This window comes from Maribacter aquivivus, from assembly GCF_900142175.1.
GTDB classification, from domain to species: domain Bacteria; phylum Bacteroidota; class Bacteroidia; order Flavobacteriales; family Flavobacteriaceae; genus Maribacter; species Maribacter aquivivus.
In genome coordinates, this window is the sequence record NZ_FQZX01000001.1 from 110,367 (window position 1) to 129,678 (window position 19,312).

Genomic DNA, 19,312 nt, shown 5'->3' on the forward strand with positions numbered 1-19,312 from the left:
TATATTATTATGATGCATTAGTATCAAAAACTCATAACCCGAAGGTCGCTGGTTCGAGTCCAGTCCCCGCTACTAAGTTTAAAGTATTTAAAAACAACGGTTTAGTTTTCGCTAAACCGTTTTTTTATGCCTAATTTCAAGGAGTTAGTTACCTTTGAATACGAAAATGAATACGAAAGTGCATACGATTTGTCTGTAAAAAGAACCTTTTCCTCACCTAAAATATATTCTGCAAACGGCGATTTAAAAAAACGCTGGTATGTCTATTTTTCTTTTCGGGAACCTAAAAGTGGAAAATTAAAGCGTCAAACTCCTTTCTACGGGGACGCAAATAAATATAAGACCAAAGAAGATAGAATGTCCGTTTTGGTCATCTATAGAAAAGTTTTATTAAGACTACTGAACCAAGGTTATAATCCTTATTCCGATAACTTAGAATTACACCAAAGTTTACATCGCAAAAACAATGTTGCAGTTCCTGCCGATCTAACCAATAATAATTTAGAGAAATCCATTCCACTGCCAGGGAAAACATCGATGACAGTAAAGGAAGCTTTTGATTTTGGAATGAAGCTAAAAGAAAAATTGGTAAGCACTAGTACCAAAAGAGATTATGAAAGCAAAATAAAGAACCTTTTGGAATGGCTTTCAGTAAATCACCCTGAAATACGATTCATACCTGAGCTTAACAAAAAGCTTGTTGTAGGATTCTTAAACGATGTGTTACACAGAAATAGTGCTCGTACAAGAAATAATTACAAGACCGACCTAAGTAGCATTACCCAAGTATTGGTAGACAATGAAATTATAGAACAAAATTTCATAAAGAAAATACCTAACTTAAAATCCATACCAGAACGGAATAAAACATATTCCCAGAATATTCAAGAAAAGATTTTTGAATACCTAGAAGTTCACGACCCGATTTTATTACTCTACATTAAATTTATTGCCTATAACTTTTTACGCCCTATAGAAGTCTGTCGACTTAAAGTAAAAGATATTGATATCGAAAACAAAAGAGTTCAATTCAAAGCTAAGAACAGTCCATTAAAGACCAAAATAATACCAGAGCTATTGTGGATGGATTTGCCAGACCTTACGAAACTGGATAAAGAAGCCGTCTTATTTACACCGGAAAAAATTGGCGGCGAATGGGACACCCTTGTAGATAATAGGCGAGACTATTTCAGTAAACGCTTTAGAAAAGTCGTTAAAGAGCATTTTAAATTAGGAATAAATTATGGGCTATATAGCTTTAGACACACCTACATAACTAAGGTTTATAGAGCTTTAATGAAGGACTCCTCCCCTTTTGAGGCTAAAAGTAAGTTGATGTTGATCACAGGACATTCTTCCATGACGGCCTTAGAAAAATATTTAAGGGATATAGATGCCGAACTTCCCGAAGATTACTCAACAATGTTAAAAAATGTACATGAATAAAACCTCTTTGGAACTATTGTACAAGAACCTGATCTCAAAGCTGTGGGAAGAACTATTATTTTTCATCCCTGATAATGAAGTTTCAAATGAATTCTTAGAAAACCATAAAGAAATAGAATTCGAAAAACTTCGTAATAAAATATTAGTGATAGATTATTATAAGGGGCCTACACGCTACGAAACAGGTAGGGACAATTACATGATAATACTTAAAGACAGCACATTAAAAAAAAGTACACGTCAATTATTAAATGCAAAAGCAAATTCCAATGCACAGGAATTTAATTACATTCTAGAATTATATTTCGAGCAGGTTGAGTGCTTACATTTTATTACAAATTGGCTGAATAAAAATATAACCCAAGTACTACCTCAAGAGGACACTATTCTAGGTTTGTTTAAACTCCAATATAATTTTCACAAGTCACATTTTGAAACAATTCTTAAACAGTTTTATCCCGATATGCAATCTTTGCCGAAAGGTAATTTTAATATCGGAAAATCGGTAGAGTCATCTTTGCCTCATGTATCCAAACTTTTTTATACTAGGGATATACAAAATGTAATACCTGGAGTTTCAAATTTACAAGAAGAGCTGCATGAAAACCTTCCCACTTCTACAGATAAGAAAACACAGCGCAGCAAAAATAAAAAACTACCTCTTATTTCCGATTCTGAGGCAGAAGCGATTTTATTAAAACGTATTTTCAATATTGATTCAAAAGTACTTAAATAAATTATACGTAAATTAAACGTTTAATTTACGTATAATTATGACAAAAACTGAAATTTGCAAGTATTGTGGTGGTGACTATGTTCCAAAAAGAAGAGGTGCGCAAAAGTTCTGTAGCAACTCTTGCCGTAGTTTAAACTGGAAAAACAACCAACAGATTAAAGAATTGAAGGTACCAGATGTAAACACTATAGATGAGAAACCTGTTTTAGTACAAAAGCCGAGCTTTCATGAAAAAATGTCTTTAGCAGGAATTGCAAATGCTGCCGCAGGAGCTGCTGTTACAGAAATAGCAAAGGATTTTGTAACACCTTATGCTAACAAACCTGCTACTAAAAAAGATATTGAAGATTTAAAAGCATTTCTTAAATCTCGTTATTTACCTATCTACAATTTAGGCAAAGATGTATATGATAGAATCCCATATTATGATGTCAAAACATGTAACATTATTTACTTGAAGAGTTAAAATAGAACAGACAAACTTCACTCATAAATATTTAAAAGCTTAAAAATACCAGAATTTTAAATCTCTATTTGCTGGTTAATGTTCCTATATCTTGCTCTATGGTGTTCCGGATTTTTGGCATTCTACTCTCGGTAATTTTAAAAAAAAGCATACTTAAAAATAATATACTATTCTATAGAAACTTTGGAATTAAATTACAAATTAACATTCTCCGCACAAATTTAAAGCAGTTTTATAAGTATAGGTGGGGCATTAAAATATTGCGAAAAGCGCCATTAACATAGTTATAGTTTTGCGAAAATAAAGTTCGAGCGAAACCGGTCGTTGCTGCACTTGAGTAAAAAAAATAATGAACCAGAAGAATCCTGTAGTATTTTATAAATGATACGTCTTAATTTTGAGGGTTTGATATGATTTAATAATACTGATTTTGATTTGAACCCTGTTTAAGTTTTTCATTTATGCTTTATTTTTTGATTTAAGACAAGGGAAGTATGAATTTGTTGATCTGTAAGTTTCGTTTAAAATATTTCGGAGCAATTCTCCTATTATCAAACTATAAATAATCTTCTTTATAGGAACTGATAGAATAATTTTCTCAAATTCTCAAATGAATCAATGTGATGGTAAAGCGTATGACGCCATTAAAAAATACGCGATGCCTTAATATTCCGAAATTAGTTTAGAAATATTCAATAAAGGTACACTCTAAATGTGATGATTAAAATCAACGAAATAGGAAATACGGGCTTCAACCTTGCAATTGCACCTAAAAAGGATAGTTATCTTATACTAAATGAAACGTTTCAACAAGGAAATCAGCTAAACTTATTTTAAATATACTATTACATTCTAGAATATGCTTTTAAATAAATGAAGCTAACTTAAGTAAATCGAATCCACGAATCAAACAGAAAATTTACAAATTTAAACGACTTTATTCCTCAACACCCCAATCCCCTCAATCTCTAATTCAACCTCGTCCCCAGGTTCTAATGGTCTATGAACCGAAAAGTTATTTTCAATAAGACTTCCCCATCCAACGGTACCACTACCTAAAATGTCACCAGGCATTAACTGAACATTATTTTCTGAAGCTCTTTTTATCATTTGCGGAAAGGTCCAATACACGGTTTTATAATTGCCTTCACAGATGGTTTTTCCGTTTATTCGTGCAATCATTTTTAAATCGAAACGGCCATCAGTTGTTTGAGGCATTTGCAAATGCTCTGGATGCATTTCTCTTGAAATCGTACACCTATATTTCTCGAATTCATCTTTGGTAACAATGCAAGGCCCAATGGCATTTGCAAAATCTTTGCCTTTATGCGGTCCAAGAGGCACGGTCATTTCCTGTCTTTGAATAGCTCTAGCGGTCCAATCATTAAATATGGTGTATCCAAAAATATAGTCATCGACATTTTCGACCTGAATATCTTTACCTTTCTTACCCATGATAACAGCCAGCTCTAACTCAATATCAAACTTGGATTCCTTTTCTGGGCGCTTTATTTCAGCTTCTGGCCCATAAATCGCCTGATGATTGGTAAAGTAAAAGATAGGAATGTTATACCATTCTGGGCTAACGGTATGTCCAAAAGACTTTGAAGCATTTAACATGTGCTCCTCAAAAGCAACATAATCTCTAAAACTTCTTGGATTCGTTAGTGGAGCCAATAGTTTTACTTCTGATAATTGATAATGAGGTGCTAGGTTTTCTAAATTATTATCCTTTATTATTTTGAAATACGTTTCATGGTCATCAATAAAGCTTAACATATCATTTGGTAAACTGGCGTCCGCTTTTTGCATAGCAATTACACCATTGCCTTTTAACCAGCCAATTTTAACAGCTCCTATATTATTTTGAAAAGTAACTAATTTCATAACATTACTATTTTATTAATGTGGTGCCATTAAAGTACCAACAGCCTTACCAATGACTTGACCAATATTTGCTCCTTCAGGAAGCGGTTTTCCTTCAAACTCCAATAATTCCCATTCTGCGAGGGTTTCTGATGCATCTACAATCGCCATACATCGTTGGTGACGTCTTTTCATAAAGGCTGTGAAAGCTTTTTCAACAGTATCTGCCTTATCCAATTCCTCTGCTAAAACTACACCATCTTCAAGCGCCAATGCGGCTCCGGAGCCTAATTGCGGAACGGTTGCATGGGCACCATCACCTATAACAATAGCTCTGTTTTTAAACCAAGGTTCTGGTAAATGACTTGCTTCTATTGGACGATAATTGACCAAATCTGGTTCTGTAATTTGAGGGATGATGTCTTGGGCAATCTTAGCTGGAAATTCAGATAAATAATCTTTTAACATAGGCACATAGGCAGATTTCTCAATCCATGGGTTATCGGCTCCTTCAGCAGACACCAAGAACATATACATACTGTCATCAGACATTGGTATAAATCCAATTTTACTACGCTTTCCATAATACATATATGCTGTATCTAGGTCCTCATGCTTTTTAAAGGCATACCGCCAAACTGAAACACCCATATACTTTGGTTTAAAATCACCAAAAATCAATTTACGCATATCAGAATTTATACCATCTGAAGCGATTAAGATATCATAGGTTTTTTTAGTGTTATCCGTAAATGTTACGGTAACGTCATCTTTGTTGTTTTCGATATGGGTAACCGTAGTTCCCATTTTATAGTGAACACCAAGTTTGATAGCCTTATCATACATGATTTCATGTAAGGTACGTCTTGAAATACCATTATGGCTAGGGTACTTCCCTATTGGTGGTGCTCCTGCAAGACCAATAAAATGCCCTGTAGAAGTGTACATTTTTAATTGTCCGTAAGGATAACCTTGCTTCATGGTTTCATCAGCTAAGTCTAATTCATCCAATGCTCGAAGGGCATTCATTTGTTGAATAATTCCTACTCCATATACATTATACACATCTAGTCTTTCTGCTATTTCAACTTCAACACCCTTTTGGGCTAAAGCAATTGCAACAGACTGACCTCCAATACCACCACCAACTACGAGTACCTTTTTTACTGCTGACATTTTTAGAACTTTTAAAATTATTAACTATAGAAATAGACTATTAGGCGTGAATTTTCTCTGCAATCCAATCGAACATGTCTAATGCAGGCATAAAATTGTCTACTTGACAATGCTGAGACCCACTTTCACCTTCTGGTACAATTTTCATTTTATGTTCACACGTTAGATGCTTTTCTAATGTTATTGCGTGTTCCACAAAATTCTGTTTATCACCACCACCATGCATAATGAATGTTGGCATAGAGATTTTTTCGGCAACACCGTTCTCTAAGGTGAAGCCTTCTAATTTTTTAAGAACAGCTTCATAACTATCAACACCCATAATATGTTGTACAATTTCAGCTAAAGGATGTTTCCCACTTCTACCTGCCCAAACAGAATAGTAAGACCAGACAGCCCCAAATACCATACATACTTTAAAACGAGGCTCAAATGCTGCACAACGTGCTGCCATGTAACCTCCCATAGATACCCCTGCAATACCAACACTAGTAGTGTCAACTTCATCTTTCAAGTTTTCTAAAACCCAATCCAAAACAGCTGTACCAGCAACATTATAATCATGTCTAGAGTGAATATGGTTTAAACGTAAAGCAGCTCCTTGACCTGGTCCGTCCATAGCTAACAAGGCAACACCTCTTTCCATTAAATGGTCACCTATTCCAAAATAAAGTTCTTCAGCTAAACTATCTAAACCACCAAACATGACCATTACTGGTGGATTTTTCACGCCTTTTGGCTTAAAAAGATATCCTGGTAAAAAAGAACCTTCAAAAGGAACTTCCACCTGAATTGGTTTTTCTTCAAAATATTTGGTCGCCTTTATAAAAGCCTCTCTTGCTTTAAGGTAGGTCGGTATTTTTCGGTCATCTTGTAGATTCATAAAAAATTCCGCCGTGCGTAAATAATTAAATGCTCTTAAATAGGTTCGCCTAGCAGATACAAAAGCATTGTTCTTTTCATAATCTTCTGCCCAACCATAAACCTCATTACCTTTATTTAGCCAAGCTATATTAAAGGTTTCTCTATTATCTGGGTCAATATTGCCCGCTGCTTCTAATATTTCTGCAAACTCGCCACCACCATAATGTGCTTGGGTCAATGCTCTATTAACTTGATAAGAAGGCATGTATTTGCCTGGAAAAAAATGCCACATAATACGTGTGTGTTTTAAAAATTGTTATTGCTACTTAAATCAAGTAGCCTAAATATCTACAGGTTTCACTGTACCATCATCAGAAAGTCCAAGTTTTTTACCTTTCGCCATTTCTGCAAACGGATTTACAGAGCCCCATGCATCATTTGGATTATCTTTTAAATAATGAACATCTAAATGATCTGGTGCAAACACTAATCTAGCACAAGCATAGAATTCAAATAAAATTCCACTTCCAGGATCAACAATGTAGATAAAGAAACCTTCATCTGCCTTGTGCCTTGTTGGTGCACCCATAACACTCTTATACCCCTTTTCTATAAAATAGTCTAAAGCTAAAAGTACCTCTTCACGACTATCTACATTCCAACAAATATGATTTAAAACTGCTTGATTTGGTTCTATATTCGGGTCTGTAAAGATGGCAATGTCATGTGATAAGTTTGCAAGGGTATGTAAACCTCCAATTGGGGGTATTTCATCTGAAATACGAATTTCATCTGGATTTTTGAATCCTAAAGCTTTCCAAAATGCTTTTTCAGCAGGGTAAGCACCTTTTGATACCATATATGTTACGTGGTCAAATCTTCTTGGATTAGCACCTTGTAAACGATTGCTAGCATATCGATCGGCATACACACTACCACGTTCCCCTTCTTCACGAAGCCATTGTACATCCCAAAAAACCTCATGCATATGGCCTTCAGGAGATTGAAATTTAAAAGCTTTACCATGACCTAGGTCACCATCATACCAACCTCTGCCTGCACCAATACTTTCCAAATATTCAACAGCTTCTTCTAAAGCCTCTGGGCTATCCGCTCTCCACCCAATATGTCCAAGTCCAGACTTGTCGCTTTGCGTTAATTTTAAGGTATGATGAAAATAATCTCCCCAAGCTCTTAAATAAACCGAACCTTCTTCTCTTCCTGTTATATCCATTCCAACGATATCACCAAAAAAATGTACCGATTTCTCAAGGTCTTTGGTTAAGACCTCAACATGGGCCATTTGCGAAAAATAATGTGGGTTTTTTGCCATTTCTATAAATTTTATTATTCTTTCTTTAGTATTACAAATTTACTTTATACTTACTCAAATTCTGAATCATTAAGAGGGATGTACTATTCTAAATCAATTATATTTATATTTATTACAAGGTTTATTTGGTTTAAATTATTCATTTTAAGCTAAAATCTGCTTAAGACAAGAAGGTTACTGATTTAGTGCTTAAGACTAATTTTACATATTAGGTCTCAATTACACTGAACTATTATCAATTATCTATTTATGCTTTTCGATAATTAAACCTTTTCGTAAAACCTATTTTATTTGCTCGTATTGACTCAATTCCATTCCACTTCCAATAGGCAATAATACTGAAGAGAAAACTCCTGTATTACGTATTCGGTTTTGATAGCGTTTTGTTTCTTCAATTGATTGTGTCGGGAATATCATATTATCTGCAACCACCCAAGCCTTATTTTTTAATTTAGGATAAAATAATTCAAAGCAAGGCAGGTATAATTCTTTCCAAACATCTACTAAAACAAAATCAAAAGTCTCTTTTGCTTCTTTCATAAGCGTTAAAGCATCACCCACTCTAAAATCAACATATTTCGAAAGACCCGCTTCGTATAATCTATGTTTAGCGTATGTTACTTTGGTTTCATCGGCCTCTAACGTAATTACAATGCCGTCATTTTCTCTTGCTGCTTCTGCCAACCATAGGGTAGAATAGCCATAAGATGTTCCTATTTCTAATATCGTTTTCGATTTAGCTGATTTTAATAAGGTATTCATAAAAACGGCAGCATCTTCACCTACCGATAACAAAAACTCATCACGCCGTTTCATACCTTCAACAACAGGCAAAGACTTCATAATCTCATCCTCTGACTGCATGCGCTCATCATAAGCCGCTAAAACTTGAAGAAATTTCGAATCCTTTGTCATTCCTTTTTATTCCTCGGATTTTAATTTTTTCATCATAGCACCAAAAGCTGGTCTGAAATCTTCAAATAGTGGATTGTCTTTGTTCTTTAACATAACTTCACTAAAAAGTTTAAGTCCAATTGCAAATTCTACCGAATCTTGTTCCGTTTTAAAACGGTTTCGTTTTTTCATACGTTCGATAATATTGAATATATTATCATGGTTGCCAAATTCAAATTCAATAGGTTCATAGATTTTGTGATCTGGTCTTAGTAATTCTAAAAGCTCTAGTTTTAATTTATATTTATTTGCTTTCTTTTCCATAATCTATGTGTTTCAGAACTAATTGATTTTTTTGCATTTACGAACAGTTTCTCTCTTAACTAAAATGCCTAGGCAGCTAATATTTCATAAACTATTTATCTACTTGCTTACGCTCTCAACAAACACTTTTCCCTTGGTTTCCTCTAATTTGGATAAGAAAAATAAGGCCAATACTGCCAATGCTGCAGCAACCCATAAAAATGCTGATTCATCAAAAATATCTGAAAGTGCTCCAGATACGGCAGGAATAATTACACCACCAACAATTTCTGCAACCGCAGTTACAAAACCAATTGCTTTTGCTTTTAAATGATTAGGAACGGCTTCAGAAGGCACTATAGCAGCAACTAGAGGTATTGCACCTACCATAGCGTAACTTAAAAACATTGCTGGTAAATGAATACCAGACCCATTTAGAAAATATACTGCAAAAGGATAGAATATACCCAGACCAACAGCGATATAAAGTGCTTTTTTTCTTCCAATCTTGTCAGAGATACCTGGAAAAAATAAAGATGAAATAAGCATCGCAACACCTAATAGACCCATGGTTTTTTGCATATCACCAGCAGACATTCCTTGTACATCAGTAAAGTATTTGGTAATGAAAGGTATGGTAGCAAACCACCAACCAAAGACGCAGCAAGCTAAAGCAGTTCCCCATTTTATATTCTTGTAAGCCCAAATTTCTTTTAGTGCAAAACCAGTATTGTTTTCAGCGCCCCTACTTTCTGTAGTTGATTTTTTAAGATAGAAAGCCGCAATTAGCCCTAGTGCCAAACCAGGAACACCAGCAATATAAAAGGCTGTGCGCCAACCCATATTTTCAGCTATTTGAATCAAAATTACGGGTGCTAAAATAGAACCAAATAAAGCTCCACCAACAGCTTGTAAAATGCCTACATTAAGACCAAGTCTACTAGGTGTAGATTCTCGTTCCACAAAGACTTGCGCCAATGGAATTACCGGACCTTCTGCCAAACCCATAATTAAACGAGCCACCAATAAGGTCCCAAAACCAATAGCCATACCTGAACCAAATGAACAGACAGAAAAAATAACGATGGCAATTAGAAACGTGATTTTGTTTTTGTTTTTAGACTCTGACCATGCTGTAGTATAATAACTTGAAAAAGCCCAAGCCAAAGACAATACTCCTGCTAAGAGTCCTATTTGAGTATTATTTAAATTAAGGTCTTTGGCTACGAAGGGAACTAAATAATTTAGCGCTAACCTGTCAAAAAATAGTACTCCAAAGGTCAAGGCCATTAAGCTAACTATTCCATTTTCGTAAGAGAAAAATTTTTTCATTGCTACAATAATTTAATGTGGTGATTTTCTAAACTGTGTTTTTTTACTCATTTCCTCAGACCATGGAATAACTCCATTATTTTTTGCCCATTCATTGTAAATAGCATCCATTTTTGCGATGGTTTCAGGTTGTGTAGCTGCTATATCGTTTGATTCGGTTCTATCGGTGGAAAGGTCATACAATTCCCACTCTTTGTTGTATTGATGAACACCTTTTAAATCGCCAAGCCATACCGCGCGATCACCAAACCACTCAAAACATATAGGTTGATCTCTAGTCCAATCTTCGCCTTGTAATAGAGGTAAAAAACTTTCACCAACAAGAGGGTTAGGTGTTACACCATTATAGCTTTCAGGATATTCAATATCGGCAATATCTAATAATGTTGGCATGATATCTACAAGATGCGAACCTCCCTTTAAAATCTTACCAGATACTTTTTGGCCTGGATAACGTATGATAAATGGAGTTGCTGTACCACCTTCATAAGGAGATGATTTGTAACTTCTAAGTGGACTATTTGAAACTTGAGCCCAGTTTTTTGAATATGCCTCCATTGAACCGGCAGTACCTACAGGGCCTTCGTTTCGTTTAACGGTAAAAGGCATTTTACCAACATCCATATTTTCAGCACCATTATCGGATAGGAAGATTATTACGGTATTATTCAACTGTCCTGTTGTGCCTAAATAGTTTAATAGTTTCCCTATATTTTGGTCTAGGTTATCTACCATGGCGGCATAAACTTCCATTTTCAAAGTCCACTCGCTTTTTTCTTCTGCGTTCAGGCTATCCCATGCTGGTAATGATTTGTCCTTAAATGGATTCCATTCCTCTTCTGCCAAACCTAGTTTTTTAACATTTTCAAAACGTAGCTTGCGAAGCTCATCCCAACCTGCATCATATTTACCTTTATATTTTGCAATGTCTTCTGGCTTTGCATGTAAAGGCCAATGTGGTGCGTTATAGGCCATGTATAAAAAGAATGGTTTTTCTTTTTCTTTGTTGGTAACAAAATCAATGGCCCTGTTAGTCAATTCATCCGTTAGGTAAAAGTCTTCTTTATCAATATTGTAAACCTCGTTGCCTTCATATAAAAATGCTGTAGAAGGCGGGCCCTTCAAAAGTGGCTTGGTATCAAAATAACTTTCCCCACCATCTAAAAATCCAAAAAAGTTATCAAAACCACGTTGTATTGGCCAATGTGGTTTATCGTTCCCAACATGCCATTTTCCCGTCATATAGGTAGAATAGCCCCCATTTTTAAATACTTCGCCTAAGGTTAAAGATTCTTTATTAAGATAGCCTTCATAGCCAGGCAGACCAAAGTCTTCATTAAAAAAGCCTATACCTGCTTTGTGCGGATATTGACCTGTGAGTAGACTTGAACGTGAAGGGGCGCAAATAGTATTTGTGTAAAATCTTTCTAACCGTGTTCCTTCAGATGCAAGACGGTCAAGACTGGGAGTGTTTATTTCCGATCCGTAATTGCCCAGGTCTGAAAAGCCCATATCATCGGCCATAATTAAAACAACGTTTGGCTTTTGATCGGTTTGAACAATTTCTTTCTTATCTATAGCACCATGTTTGCAGCTCAAAAAGAAAAGCGTCATAATACCTAAAACTAGTATTCTCATAATGTATTTTTTAATTTTTAAAATATATAACAGCCTTAAGTATATTCAGATGTTTTAAGTGACCAGAGATACTGAATCATAAGAAATCCTGTATCTCTAGTTTAAAACACTTACTTAAAAAGCTAAAACAAAACTTAGAATCTATAGGTCGCTGTCAAGAAATAAGCTCTTGGCATACTTCCTTGGGTCGAAAATATAGCATTAGGATTGTTGGCGATAAAATCTGGCGGAAAACCATCTCTGTTTAGTGCAGCAGGGAAACCTCCAGGTCCTTGCCATCCTAAAATCCCATATTTATCCAAGACGTTGTTAATGTTCAATTGTAAACCGAATTTTTTAGAAAAATCATAACCGAAGGCTAAATCTACACTACCGAATGCAGGTAATAGAAATGAATTGGGCACGTTAGCCTGTCTTGCTCCCATATAACTATAGTTTAAAGAACTATAGAATTTTTCACCGTTGTAAATTGGGTTAATATTGAATATTACGTTTGCACTGTTATCTGCTTCGTTGCCCGAGTATTCAATAATGGTATCGTCTGCTGGCCCATCTCTTCCTTCATTCCAAGTCGTGTATTTGTCGGCTTTAGCATATTGAATTACCGCATTACTTCTTACCATCCATTTATCGGTTAAATTAATGGTTGTTTCTAACTCAAAACCAAGAGTTGTATACTCGGCAAATTGAAAAGGAGGTGAATACCTCGTACCATCTTCATTTGAAAATGTTTGAATATTAGGAACATTATTCAGGTTGCTGTAAAAAGGTGTTGCTACCAATTGTAGTTTCTCGGTATTTACTTTATAACCTATTTCAAATTGTGTTATTTCTTCCAGTAATGCCGGTGTATTTTCTACCAGTGCATCATCATTTAAATCAAGGTAGAAGAAAGTCGATGGTGCTTTATTACCCCGAGCAAATCTGGCATAAATTGCTTGCTGGTCACTGAATTTATAGTTAAGACCTGCGGTATAAGAAAAACTATTTAATTTATAATCGTAATTAACAGGGGCGCCTGCGGTACCACCACCGTTATCCCAAAGGGTTAGCGGATTTCCATCAAGCCCACCAAAAGATGGATCATTTTGTCGTGGATTTGGAACACCGATAGAATTAAAACCTTTAGAGGTTACATCCTCATATCGCATTCCATAATCTAATGTAAGTTTTTCTGTAATCTTCCAATTATGACCAAAGAAGAGCGCAAAAATACCTTGTGTGGTTTCACCATCATCAGAACCAGTCCATCCAACATTCATAAAACCTTCTGGACTAGTAACATCATAGGTTTGACCATTGTCTGCGTCTAACGTAATTTGGGCAGGTACCGGTTGGTTTTGAATTAAACCACCGCTTAGCCCCATACCTTTGCTCCAGTTGGTAATATCTAATTTAGAACGACTATAAAAACTACCTAAATTAAAACTACTTTTCTCTGTTTTTTTAGTAAACACCAATTGATTGGCAATTTCATTTCTGTCAATATCTTGATAGAACAATGGCATAAACAAAAGCGAATTTGGTTGAATGTTTGATCCAGGAAAATTATTGTTAGGCCCTGGTGTAAGAATTGCTGGAGGTCCAGGGACGGCATTTGGACCTACATTTGGCGCTAAATTAACAGTACCAAATTCCTGTCCTGTTCTCGGATCTGCAAAACGATATGTTCCTGTTCTGGCAGGGTTTGGACCAGCAAACAAACCTGGTATCGCATAAAAAAGAAAACTGGTAGTGCTTATTGGCGTAACCACTGCTGTAGCGTTTCTTTCATCATCTTTTCTTGAATATTTAAAATCGTTCTTTAAAGAAAAACCATTGCCTAAATCCTGTTTCCAATTAAAACCAATTGAACGGTCTATGTTGTGTAATAAATCTGTAGAATTGATGGTTCTTGTACCCGCTTCATTAAAAGGTACTTCCATTGAGAAATCATATAAAGCATAAGAATCGTATTTAGAAAAGCCATCTGCAATTTGTGGGTCTTGCCAATTGGTAGATGGTATAAACGCCATTCTATCATTCTTATCATTTAGATATTTTAAATTCAATTGAAAGAATCCTGTTTTATATTTTTTTACCAAGTTAGCTCTTATCTGACCACCTTTGTTTACAGGATATCCACGATCTCTTGCGCCGTCCGATTGGCGGAAGAAACCTCCAACATTATAAGTCCAACCATTACTCATTGGTCCGCCAATATTAAAGTCAGCCCTGTAATATGGGTTTTTTCCATTGCCTTCTAGACCATACTTAGCACGTACTTCACCAGCAAATTTATCACCTCCGGTTTTAGAAACGTAATTGAAAATTCCGCCTGGGGCGTTTGCACCAAGAATAGATGCGGTACCACCTCTAACAGCTTCTACTCTTGCCGTCATAGCATCAGCTCTCAAAAATAAATCTGGAAATAATTCCACATTTGTAACAGGTAAACCATCCTCTTGCAAGGATACATATCTATACCCATTAATATTATCAATTGAGTTTGCCGAAAGTCCTCTTGAATAAACCGAGTTCCAAATTTCTCCCCGTGCTTGGTTTACAAATACCCCCGGTATATTTTTCAATAAATCCGCTGAACTCGTAGGTGCAACTCTTGCCAATTGTTTGGCACCGATAGTTGTAATCGCCACAGATGCATCCATACGACTACGTGAATCAAAAACACCAGTGACAATAACATCATCTAATTGTGTGGCATCTTCAGATAACATAACGGACAATGGTTGGGATTGAGGTACGGATACCGTAATTTTTTGTCTTGAAAATCCAACGTAGGAAACAATTAATTGATATTCTCCAGAATCCAAACCACTAAGGGTAAATTTTCCGTCAAAATCTGTCATTGTGCCATTTTTTGTGCCTTCAATCAAAACAGAGGCACCAGGTAGAACGGCACCAGCTTCGTCTTGTACTTGACCAGAAATTTCACCCGTTTGTGCCTGGGTAAAACCAATCAATAAGAAGCCTAAACAAGTTAAAAGTAGTCTAGCGTGATTTTTCATTTTAGTTAGTTTAAGTTGGATAAAAAATGATATTTATCATTTTAATATTTAAATTTTATTAATATATCAAAAATGATGTCTACAAATTTCTAATATAATAATGGTATTTGTGAATCAAAAAAAGAACTATACTATTCAAAATCAAATCTTTTTGATGATTTTTTAATTTAGATTTTGTTTAAACACAATCCAAATAGATATAATTTTTCTACAAAATCATTTAGCAGAATCGATACCGGAAAGTGGCAAAATTTAAAATGGGAATAAAGGGCAATTTAAAATGGAATACACTAGTTGGTTTGTGCGTATTCTTTTGGAGAAAGTCCGGTTTGTTTTTTAAAAAAACGCGCAAAATTACTTGGGGTCTGATTACAAAGTTTCACGGCGATTTCCGAGATGTTAAGTTCAGAATGTTTGATTAATGTTTTTGCTTCTAAGATGAGCATTTCTTTAAGAAGATCCTGTGCGGTTTTATCAATTGCGGTTTTAACACATTTATTAAGGTAGTTTGGTGTAACATTCAATAAATCTGCATAGTCGGTTATATTTTGATAATCATAAATATGTTTTGCAAGTGCATGTTTATACCGTTTTGTAATTTCAAAATTCGACTTTCTATTTTTCGTTACAACCTCTGGCATTTCAGATTTAAGTTCCTCAAAAATTGTCATTAAATATAAGGAAATCAAGTTTTTACCAGAACTCTCTCCTCTATAAATAGTGAATAACCGCTCTAAAATATCAGCAATGATATCCTGTATTTTAGTATTTAACTGTACTATAGGATTAGACTGGTATTGAAAAAAAGCAAAACGCTCGGTCAACATACCTTTTGGGAATATATCTAGAATACGTTCATGAAAATGGCAGTAAAAACCTTCGGCATCTTCACTGATCATATCATGCTCCGTAATTTGATATGCGGGTAAAAAGAAAATAGCGGGAGCCTTTATTTCATAACTATTTAATCCTTTACTTCTTCTAGAGGTTCCTTTGGTTAAAAAAAAGAAATCGTGAAAAGTTTTACGATGGGGTAGTACATGAAAACGTTTCTTGTCACTAATATCATCGATCCTATTAATATGAAAGTCATCATGTCTTGTATTGGATATTATGGGCAACCAATCAATAGAATGCATATGAAAATTAGATATTTCATATGAACTTAAGGTCGGTATATTTTTTTCTTTACCAATTTTCATGTTTGCTCAATACCTAAGTGAAAATTATTCATCCAAAATGGCTACCGCACGGGTCCACCCTGCGCTGGCTTTTTCAATTTTTGCCGGAAAACAAGCTACTTTAAATCCAAAAGGGGGAAGTTTATCTAAGTTAGCCAATTTTTCTATTTGGCAGTATTCTTTTTCAATACCTACGTAGTGAGCTTGCCAAATGATCCCTGGTCTAGGGTTTGATCTGTAATCTTTAGCTTGTAGGTGTAAAGGAATGTCCCAACTCCATCCATCTGTACCCATAACCTTAATACCTTGGTCTATTAGCCAATGAGTTGCTTTTGCAGAAGCACCAACATGCCTACTGGTAAAATCTTTTTCGTGTAAATGTTTGGAAGCATCACAACGAATTAAAACAATATCGTAAGGCTTTAAGGTGTATTTAATGGCGGCTAATTTCTCTTTTAAATCGTTTGGTTCAAACATAAAACCGGCGGGCTTATCCGTAAAGTCCAACACAACTCCATCTCTAAAAAACCAATCCAGGGGCATTTCATCAATTGTTCTTGATGGTTCGCCATTACAGGTTGGGTAATAATGGTAGGGAGCATCAACATGAGTTCCAGCATGACTATTTACCGTTAAAAATTCTCCGGCAGGGCCATTTCCATCTGGAAATACATCACCTAAACCATCGAATAAAATCTTACCCATGGTTTTAGCCCCTTTTTTGTGGTCTTCATAATTAATGGCGGTAGGGAAAGGCTCTTTTACTTTGTCTGAAATGGTTACGGATAAGTCAATTATTCTCATAGTCTATTGGTAATAATTCATTTTAAGCATGAACTTTATTAATAAATCGTATTTTTTGTAGGATACTTTTGTAAAGTTGCTAAAAAGAAATATAAAAATTGAATCAATTATAGGCTAAAAATATTCAATATCAATCCTTTATTGTGAAATTTATTAAAAATGTATCAAATTGTATTCTAAATCATAAGGTTTAGCAGATAATCCTATAAAACCACATCATGTCTACACATACTTTTACCATGAACGAATCTTTCCCCATGAACGCTTGGTATGCCGTTGCATGGGATGTAGAACTAAAGCATAAATTACTACCACGTACAATTTGTAATAAGCCTTTGGTATTATATAGAAAAAAAGATGGAACGCCAATAGCTTTAGAGGATGCTTGCTGGCATAGACTATTGCCCTTGTCTAAAGGTAGCCTAAGAGAAGATACGGTTGTTTGCGGTTATCATGGGCTTGAGTATAATAGTGATGGGCGTTGTTCGTATATGCCATCGCAAGAAACCATAAACCCATCTGCCTGTGTACGCTCATATCCTGTAATTCAGAAATATCGTTTTATTTGGGTATGGATGGGCAACCCGGCATTGGCCGATGAATCAAAAATTCCGGATATGCATTGGAACGATGATCCAGACTGGGCAGGTGACGGACAAATGATTAAAGTGCACTGTAATTACAGGTTGGTGGTTGATAATTTGATGGACCTTACCCACGAAACTTTTGTACATTCAGAAACTATTGGTGACCGTAATGTGGCAGAAGCACCCTTTGATGTACACTACGATGAGAAAACGGCGACCGTTACGCGTTGGATGAAAGATATACAGCCACCACCATTTTGGAAAGGGCAATTGAACAAAGTATTTGACCATGATGGTACTGTAGATCGCTGGCAGATCATAAAATTTGAAGCTCCCTGTACCGTAAATATAGATGTTGGCGTAGCTATAGCGAATACGGGTGCTCAAGAAGGTGATAGGTCTAAAGGGGTCAATGGCTACGTATTAAATACCATAACACCAACTACGAACCAGACCTGTCTTTATTTCTGGGCGTTCAGCAGAAATTATAACTTAAAGGACCAAAGCAATACCACAGAACTTAAAAATGGGGTCGCCCATATTTTTTCTCAGGATGAGGATATTTTAGAGGCCCAACAAAAGGCAATCAACGAAAACCCGGATCGTGAATTTTATAATTTGAACATAGATGCCGGGGCCATGTGGGCAAGAAGAATTACTGATAATATGGTCGCAAAAGAAAAGAAGGACTAATGAGATATAGGAATACTTGGGAAGATGCCGTGGTGAGTAAAATGGAAAAAGTTGCAGATAATGTAATGCAGATTCAAATTATCCCTGCAGGTGATACAGCGGCTTTTACAGTGGGGTCACATTTAGATATTGCTGTTTTAATCAATGACTTGCCAGAAATCAGGAGTTACTCTTTGGTTGGGCGGTACGGTTCAAATAAACCCTATACCATAGCGGTAAAACGTTTGCCCGCAAGCCGTGGCGGGTCCAAATATATGTGGGGATTAAAAGAAGGTAGCAAATTGCGCATTTCACAGCCCACCAATCATTTTGAACTTAGTTTTAATACTTCTAATTATCTACTTATAGCAGGCGGTATTGGAATTACGCCCATTCTAGGGATGGCCGAAGAGTTAATGGCGAAAACTGACAAAAATGTACGCATGTTATATTTGGGCAGGTCTGCCCAAGAAATGCCTTATATAGAGGCGTTGCAAAAGTTATTGGGGCAACGCTTAACAGTACATTATAGTGATATTGATGGTTTTTTTGATACGTCAAAAATTTTAAATCTTTGCGATATTGAAACGCAAGTATACTTATGTGGACCCATTGGCTTAATGAATGCAGTTCGAAAGACATGGGAAAATGGACCGTTAAATAATCAAAATTTACGGTTCGAGACTTTTGGGGCTTCGGGTTTGTTTGCTCCCCAGGCATACACTGTTAAATTACCAAGGTTTAATAGAGAAGTACAGGTAAATGAAAATCAAACCTTATTGTCAGCTTTACTTGATGTAAAAATAGATGTCATGTATGATTGCAAAAAAGGAGAATGCGGATTATGTCAAGTAGATATTCTTGAGTATTCTGGCGATATTGATCATCGCGATTTCTTTTTCAGCGAAGAAGAAAAAGGTAAAAATAAAAAAATGTGTGCCTGTGTAAGCAGGGTTGCCAATGGTAATATTACCATAGACACTGCTTATAGGGGATAGTTACAACA

Annotated in this window: 16 protein-coding genes; 5 read left to right on the top strand and 11 right to left on the bottom strand. The window is 35.6% G+C overall.

From position 1 onward, the window contains the following. The first annotated feature begins 126 nt into the window (after positions 1 to 126). From BUC31_RS00475 to BUC31_RS00485, 3 genes are read left to right on the top strand one after another with little or no spacing between them, the layout of a single operon-like run. A complete protein-coding gene (locus tag BUC31_RS00475) occupies positions 127 to 1,446 on the top strand; it encodes a tyrosine-type recombinase/integrase (RefSeq protein WP_073240417.1) in 1,320 nt (439 codons plus the stop codon). After that, entirely contained in the window at positions 1,439 to 2,182 is a 744-nt protein-coding gene (locus tag BUC31_RS00480; RefSeq protein ID WP_073240418.1) for a hypothetical protein, read from the top strand. The genes BUC31_RS00475 and BUC31_RS00480 overlap by 8 nt, the downstream gene beginning before the upstream one ends. Before the next feature lie 37 nt (positions 2,183 to 2,219). After that, positions 2,220 to 2,648, top strand: coding sequence for a hypothetical protein (locus BUC31_RS00485; protein WP_073240419.1), 429 nt, complete (start codon positions 2,220 to 2,222; stop codon positions 2,646 to 2,648). 927 nt (positions 2,649 to 3,575) lie between these two features. Here BUC31_RS00485 and BUC31_RS00490 read toward each other — a convergent pair. From BUC31_RS00490 to BUC31_RS00535, 11 genes are all read right to left on the bottom strand, one after another. Beyond that, a complete protein-coding gene (locus tag BUC31_RS00490) occupies positions 3,576 to 4,535 on the bottom strand; it encodes a fumarylacetoacetate hydrolase family protein (RefSeq protein WP_073240420.1) in 960 nt (319 codons plus the stop codon). A 15-nt stretch (positions 4,536 to 4,550) separates the two neighbouring features. Next, positions 4,551 to 5,690 carry an FAD-dependent monooxygenase gene (locus BUC31_RS00495; RefSeq protein WP_073240421.1) on the bottom strand — a complete coding sequence of 380 codons (1,140 nt, stop codon included), beginning with the start codon at positions 5,688 to 5,690 and terminating at the stop codon, positions 4,551 to 4,553. Between the two features lie 40 nt (positions 5,691 to 5,730). Continuing rightward, positions 5,731 to 6,846, bottom strand: a complete 1,116-nt coding sequence (locus BUC31_RS00500; protein WP_073240422.1) for an alpha/beta hydrolase family protein — start codon at positions 6,844 to 6,846, stop codon at positions 5,731 to 5,733. Between the two features lie 48 nt (positions 6,847 to 6,894). Beyond that, a complete protein-coding gene (locus tag BUC31_RS00505) occupies positions 6,895 to 7,887 on the bottom strand; it encodes a VOC family protein (RefSeq protein ID WP_073240423.1) in 993 nt (330 codons plus the stop codon). A 282-nt stretch (positions 7,888 to 8,169) separates the two neighbouring features. Beyond that, complete coding sequence (locus BUC31_RS00510; RefSeq protein ID WP_084134913.1) at positions 8,170 to 8,802, bottom strand: O-methyltransferase; 633 nt, start codon at positions 8,800 to 8,802, stop codon at positions 8,170 to 8,172. A gap of 6 nt (positions 8,803 to 8,808) precedes the next feature. Beyond that, positions 8,809 to 9,105 (bottom strand): DUF3861 domain-containing protein, encoded by a 297-nt coding sequence (locus BUC31_RS19850; RefSeq protein WP_084134914.1) that lies wholly within the window; start codon positions 9,103 to 9,105, stop codon positions 8,809 to 8,811. A gap of 99 nt (positions 9,106 to 9,204) precedes the next feature. Next, on the bottom strand, positions 9,205 to 10,416 hold the full coding sequence (locus BUC31_RS00515; RefSeq protein ID WP_073240424.1) for an MFS transporter: 1,212 nt from the start codon (positions 10,414 to 10,416) through the stop codon (positions 9,205 to 9,207). A gap of 12 nt (positions 10,417 to 10,428) precedes the next feature. Continuing rightward, the gene (locus BUC31_RS00520) at positions 10,429 to 12,054 is read right to left on the bottom strand and encodes an arylsulfatase (RefSeq protein ID WP_139251875.1); all 1,626 of its coding nucleotides are present in this window, start codon (positions 12,052 to 12,054) and stop codon (positions 10,429 to 10,431) included. Positions 12,055 to 12,188: 134 nt separating this feature from the next. Beyond that, positions 12,189 to 15,062: a TonB-dependent receptor gene (locus BUC31_RS00525; protein ID WP_073240425.1), complete on the bottom strand. Its 2,874-nt coding sequence runs from the start codon at positions 15,060 to 15,062 to the stop codon at positions 12,189 to 12,191. Between the two features lie 290 nt (positions 15,063 to 15,352). Then, a complete protein-coding gene (locus BUC31_RS00530; RefSeq protein WP_073240426.1) occupies positions 15,353 to 16,264 on the bottom strand; it encodes a helix-turn-helix domain-containing protein in 912 nt (303 codons plus the stop codon). A 24-nt stretch (positions 16,265 to 16,288) separates the two neighbouring features. Further along, positions 16,289 to 17,047 (bottom strand): cyclase family protein, encoded by a 759-nt coding sequence (locus BUC31_RS00535; protein ID WP_073240427.1) that lies wholly within the window; start codon positions 17,045 to 17,047, stop codon positions 16,289 to 16,291. A gap of 218 nt (positions 17,048 to 17,265) precedes the next feature. Between BUC31_RS00535 and BUC31_RS00540 the strand changes: the two genes are divergently transcribed. Then, on the top strand, positions 17,266 to 18,327 hold the full coding sequence (locus tag BUC31_RS00540; RefSeq protein WP_211573843.1) for an aromatic ring-hydroxylating dioxygenase subunit alpha: 1,062 nt from the start codon (positions 17,266 to 17,268) through the stop codon (positions 18,325 to 18,327). Further along, positions 18,327 to 19,304, top strand: a complete 978-nt coding sequence (locus BUC31_RS00545; protein ID WP_073240428.1) for a PDR/VanB family oxidoreductase — start codon at positions 18,327 to 18,329, stop codon at positions 19,302 to 19,304. The genes BUC31_RS00540 and BUC31_RS00545 overlap by 1 nt, the downstream gene beginning before the upstream one ends. Positions 19,305 to 19,312: the final 8 nt, after the last annotated feature.

Excerpts from the sequence above, each read along its gene's own strand:
- BUC31_RS00475 (WP_073240417.1), top strand. The coding sequence starts at position 127 with ATGCCTAATTTCAAGGAGTTAGTTACCTTTGAATACGAAAATGAATAC.
- BUC31_RS00510 (WP_084134913.1), bottom strand. The coding sequence starts at position 8,802 with ATGACAAAGGATTCGAAATTTCTTCAAGTTTTAGCGGCTTATGATGAG.
- BUC31_RS00525 (WP_073240425.1), bottom strand. The coding sequence starts at position 15,062 with ATGAAAAATCACGCTAGACTACTTTTAACTTGTTTAGGCTTCTTATTG.
- BUC31_RS00515 (WP_073240424.1), bottom strand. The coding sequence starts at position 10,416 with ATGAAAAAATTTTTCTCTTACGAAAATGGAATAGTTAGCTTAATGGCC.
- BUC31_RS00530 (WP_073240426.1), bottom strand. The coding sequence starts at position 16,264 with ATGAAAATTGGTAAAGAAAAAAATATACCGACCTTAAGTTCATATGAA.
- BUC31_RS19850 (WP_084134914.1), bottom strand. The coding sequence starts at position 9,105 with ATGGAAAAGAAAGCAAATAAATATAAATTAAAACTAGAGCTTTTAGAA.
- BUC31_RS00545 (WP_073240428.1), top strand. The coding sequence starts at position 18,327 with ATGAGATATAGGAATACTTGGGAAGATGCCGTGGTGAGTAAAATGGAA.
- BUC31_RS00505 (WP_073240423.1), bottom strand. The coding sequence starts at position 7,887 with ATGGCAAAAAACCCACATTATTTTTCGCAAATGGCCCATGTTGAGGTC.
- BUC31_RS00540 (WP_211573843.1), top strand. The coding sequence starts at position 17,266 with ATGTCTACACATACTTTTACCATGAACGAATCTTTCCCCATGAACGCT.
- BUC31_RS00520 (WP_139251875.1), bottom strand. The coding sequence starts at position 12,054 with ATGAGAATACTAGTTTTAGGTATTATGACGCTTTTCTTTTTGAGCTGC.
- BUC31_RS00500 (WP_073240422.1), bottom strand. The coding sequence starts at position 6,846 with ATGTGGCATTTTTTTCCAGGCAAATACATGCCTTCTTATCAAGTTAAT.
- BUC31_RS00535 (WP_073240427.1), bottom strand. The coding sequence starts at position 17,047 with ATGAGAATAATTGACTTATCCGTAACCATTTCAGACAAAGTAAAAGAG.
- BUC31_RS00490 (WP_073240420.1), bottom strand. The coding sequence starts at position 4,535 with ATGAAATTAGTTACTTTTCAAAATAATATAGGAGCTGTTAAAATTGGC.
- BUC31_RS00495 (WP_073240421.1), bottom strand. The coding sequence starts at position 5,690 with ATGTCAGCAGTAAAAAAGGTACTCGTAGTTGGTGGTGGTATTGGAGGT.
- BUC31_RS00480 (WP_073240418.1), top strand. The coding sequence starts at position 1,439 with ATGAATAAAACCTCTTTGGAACTATTGTACAAGAACCTGATCTCAAAG.
- BUC31_RS00485 (WP_073240419.1), top strand. The coding sequence starts at position 2,220 with ATGACAAAAACTGAAATTTGCAAGTATTGTGGTGGTGACTATGTTCCA.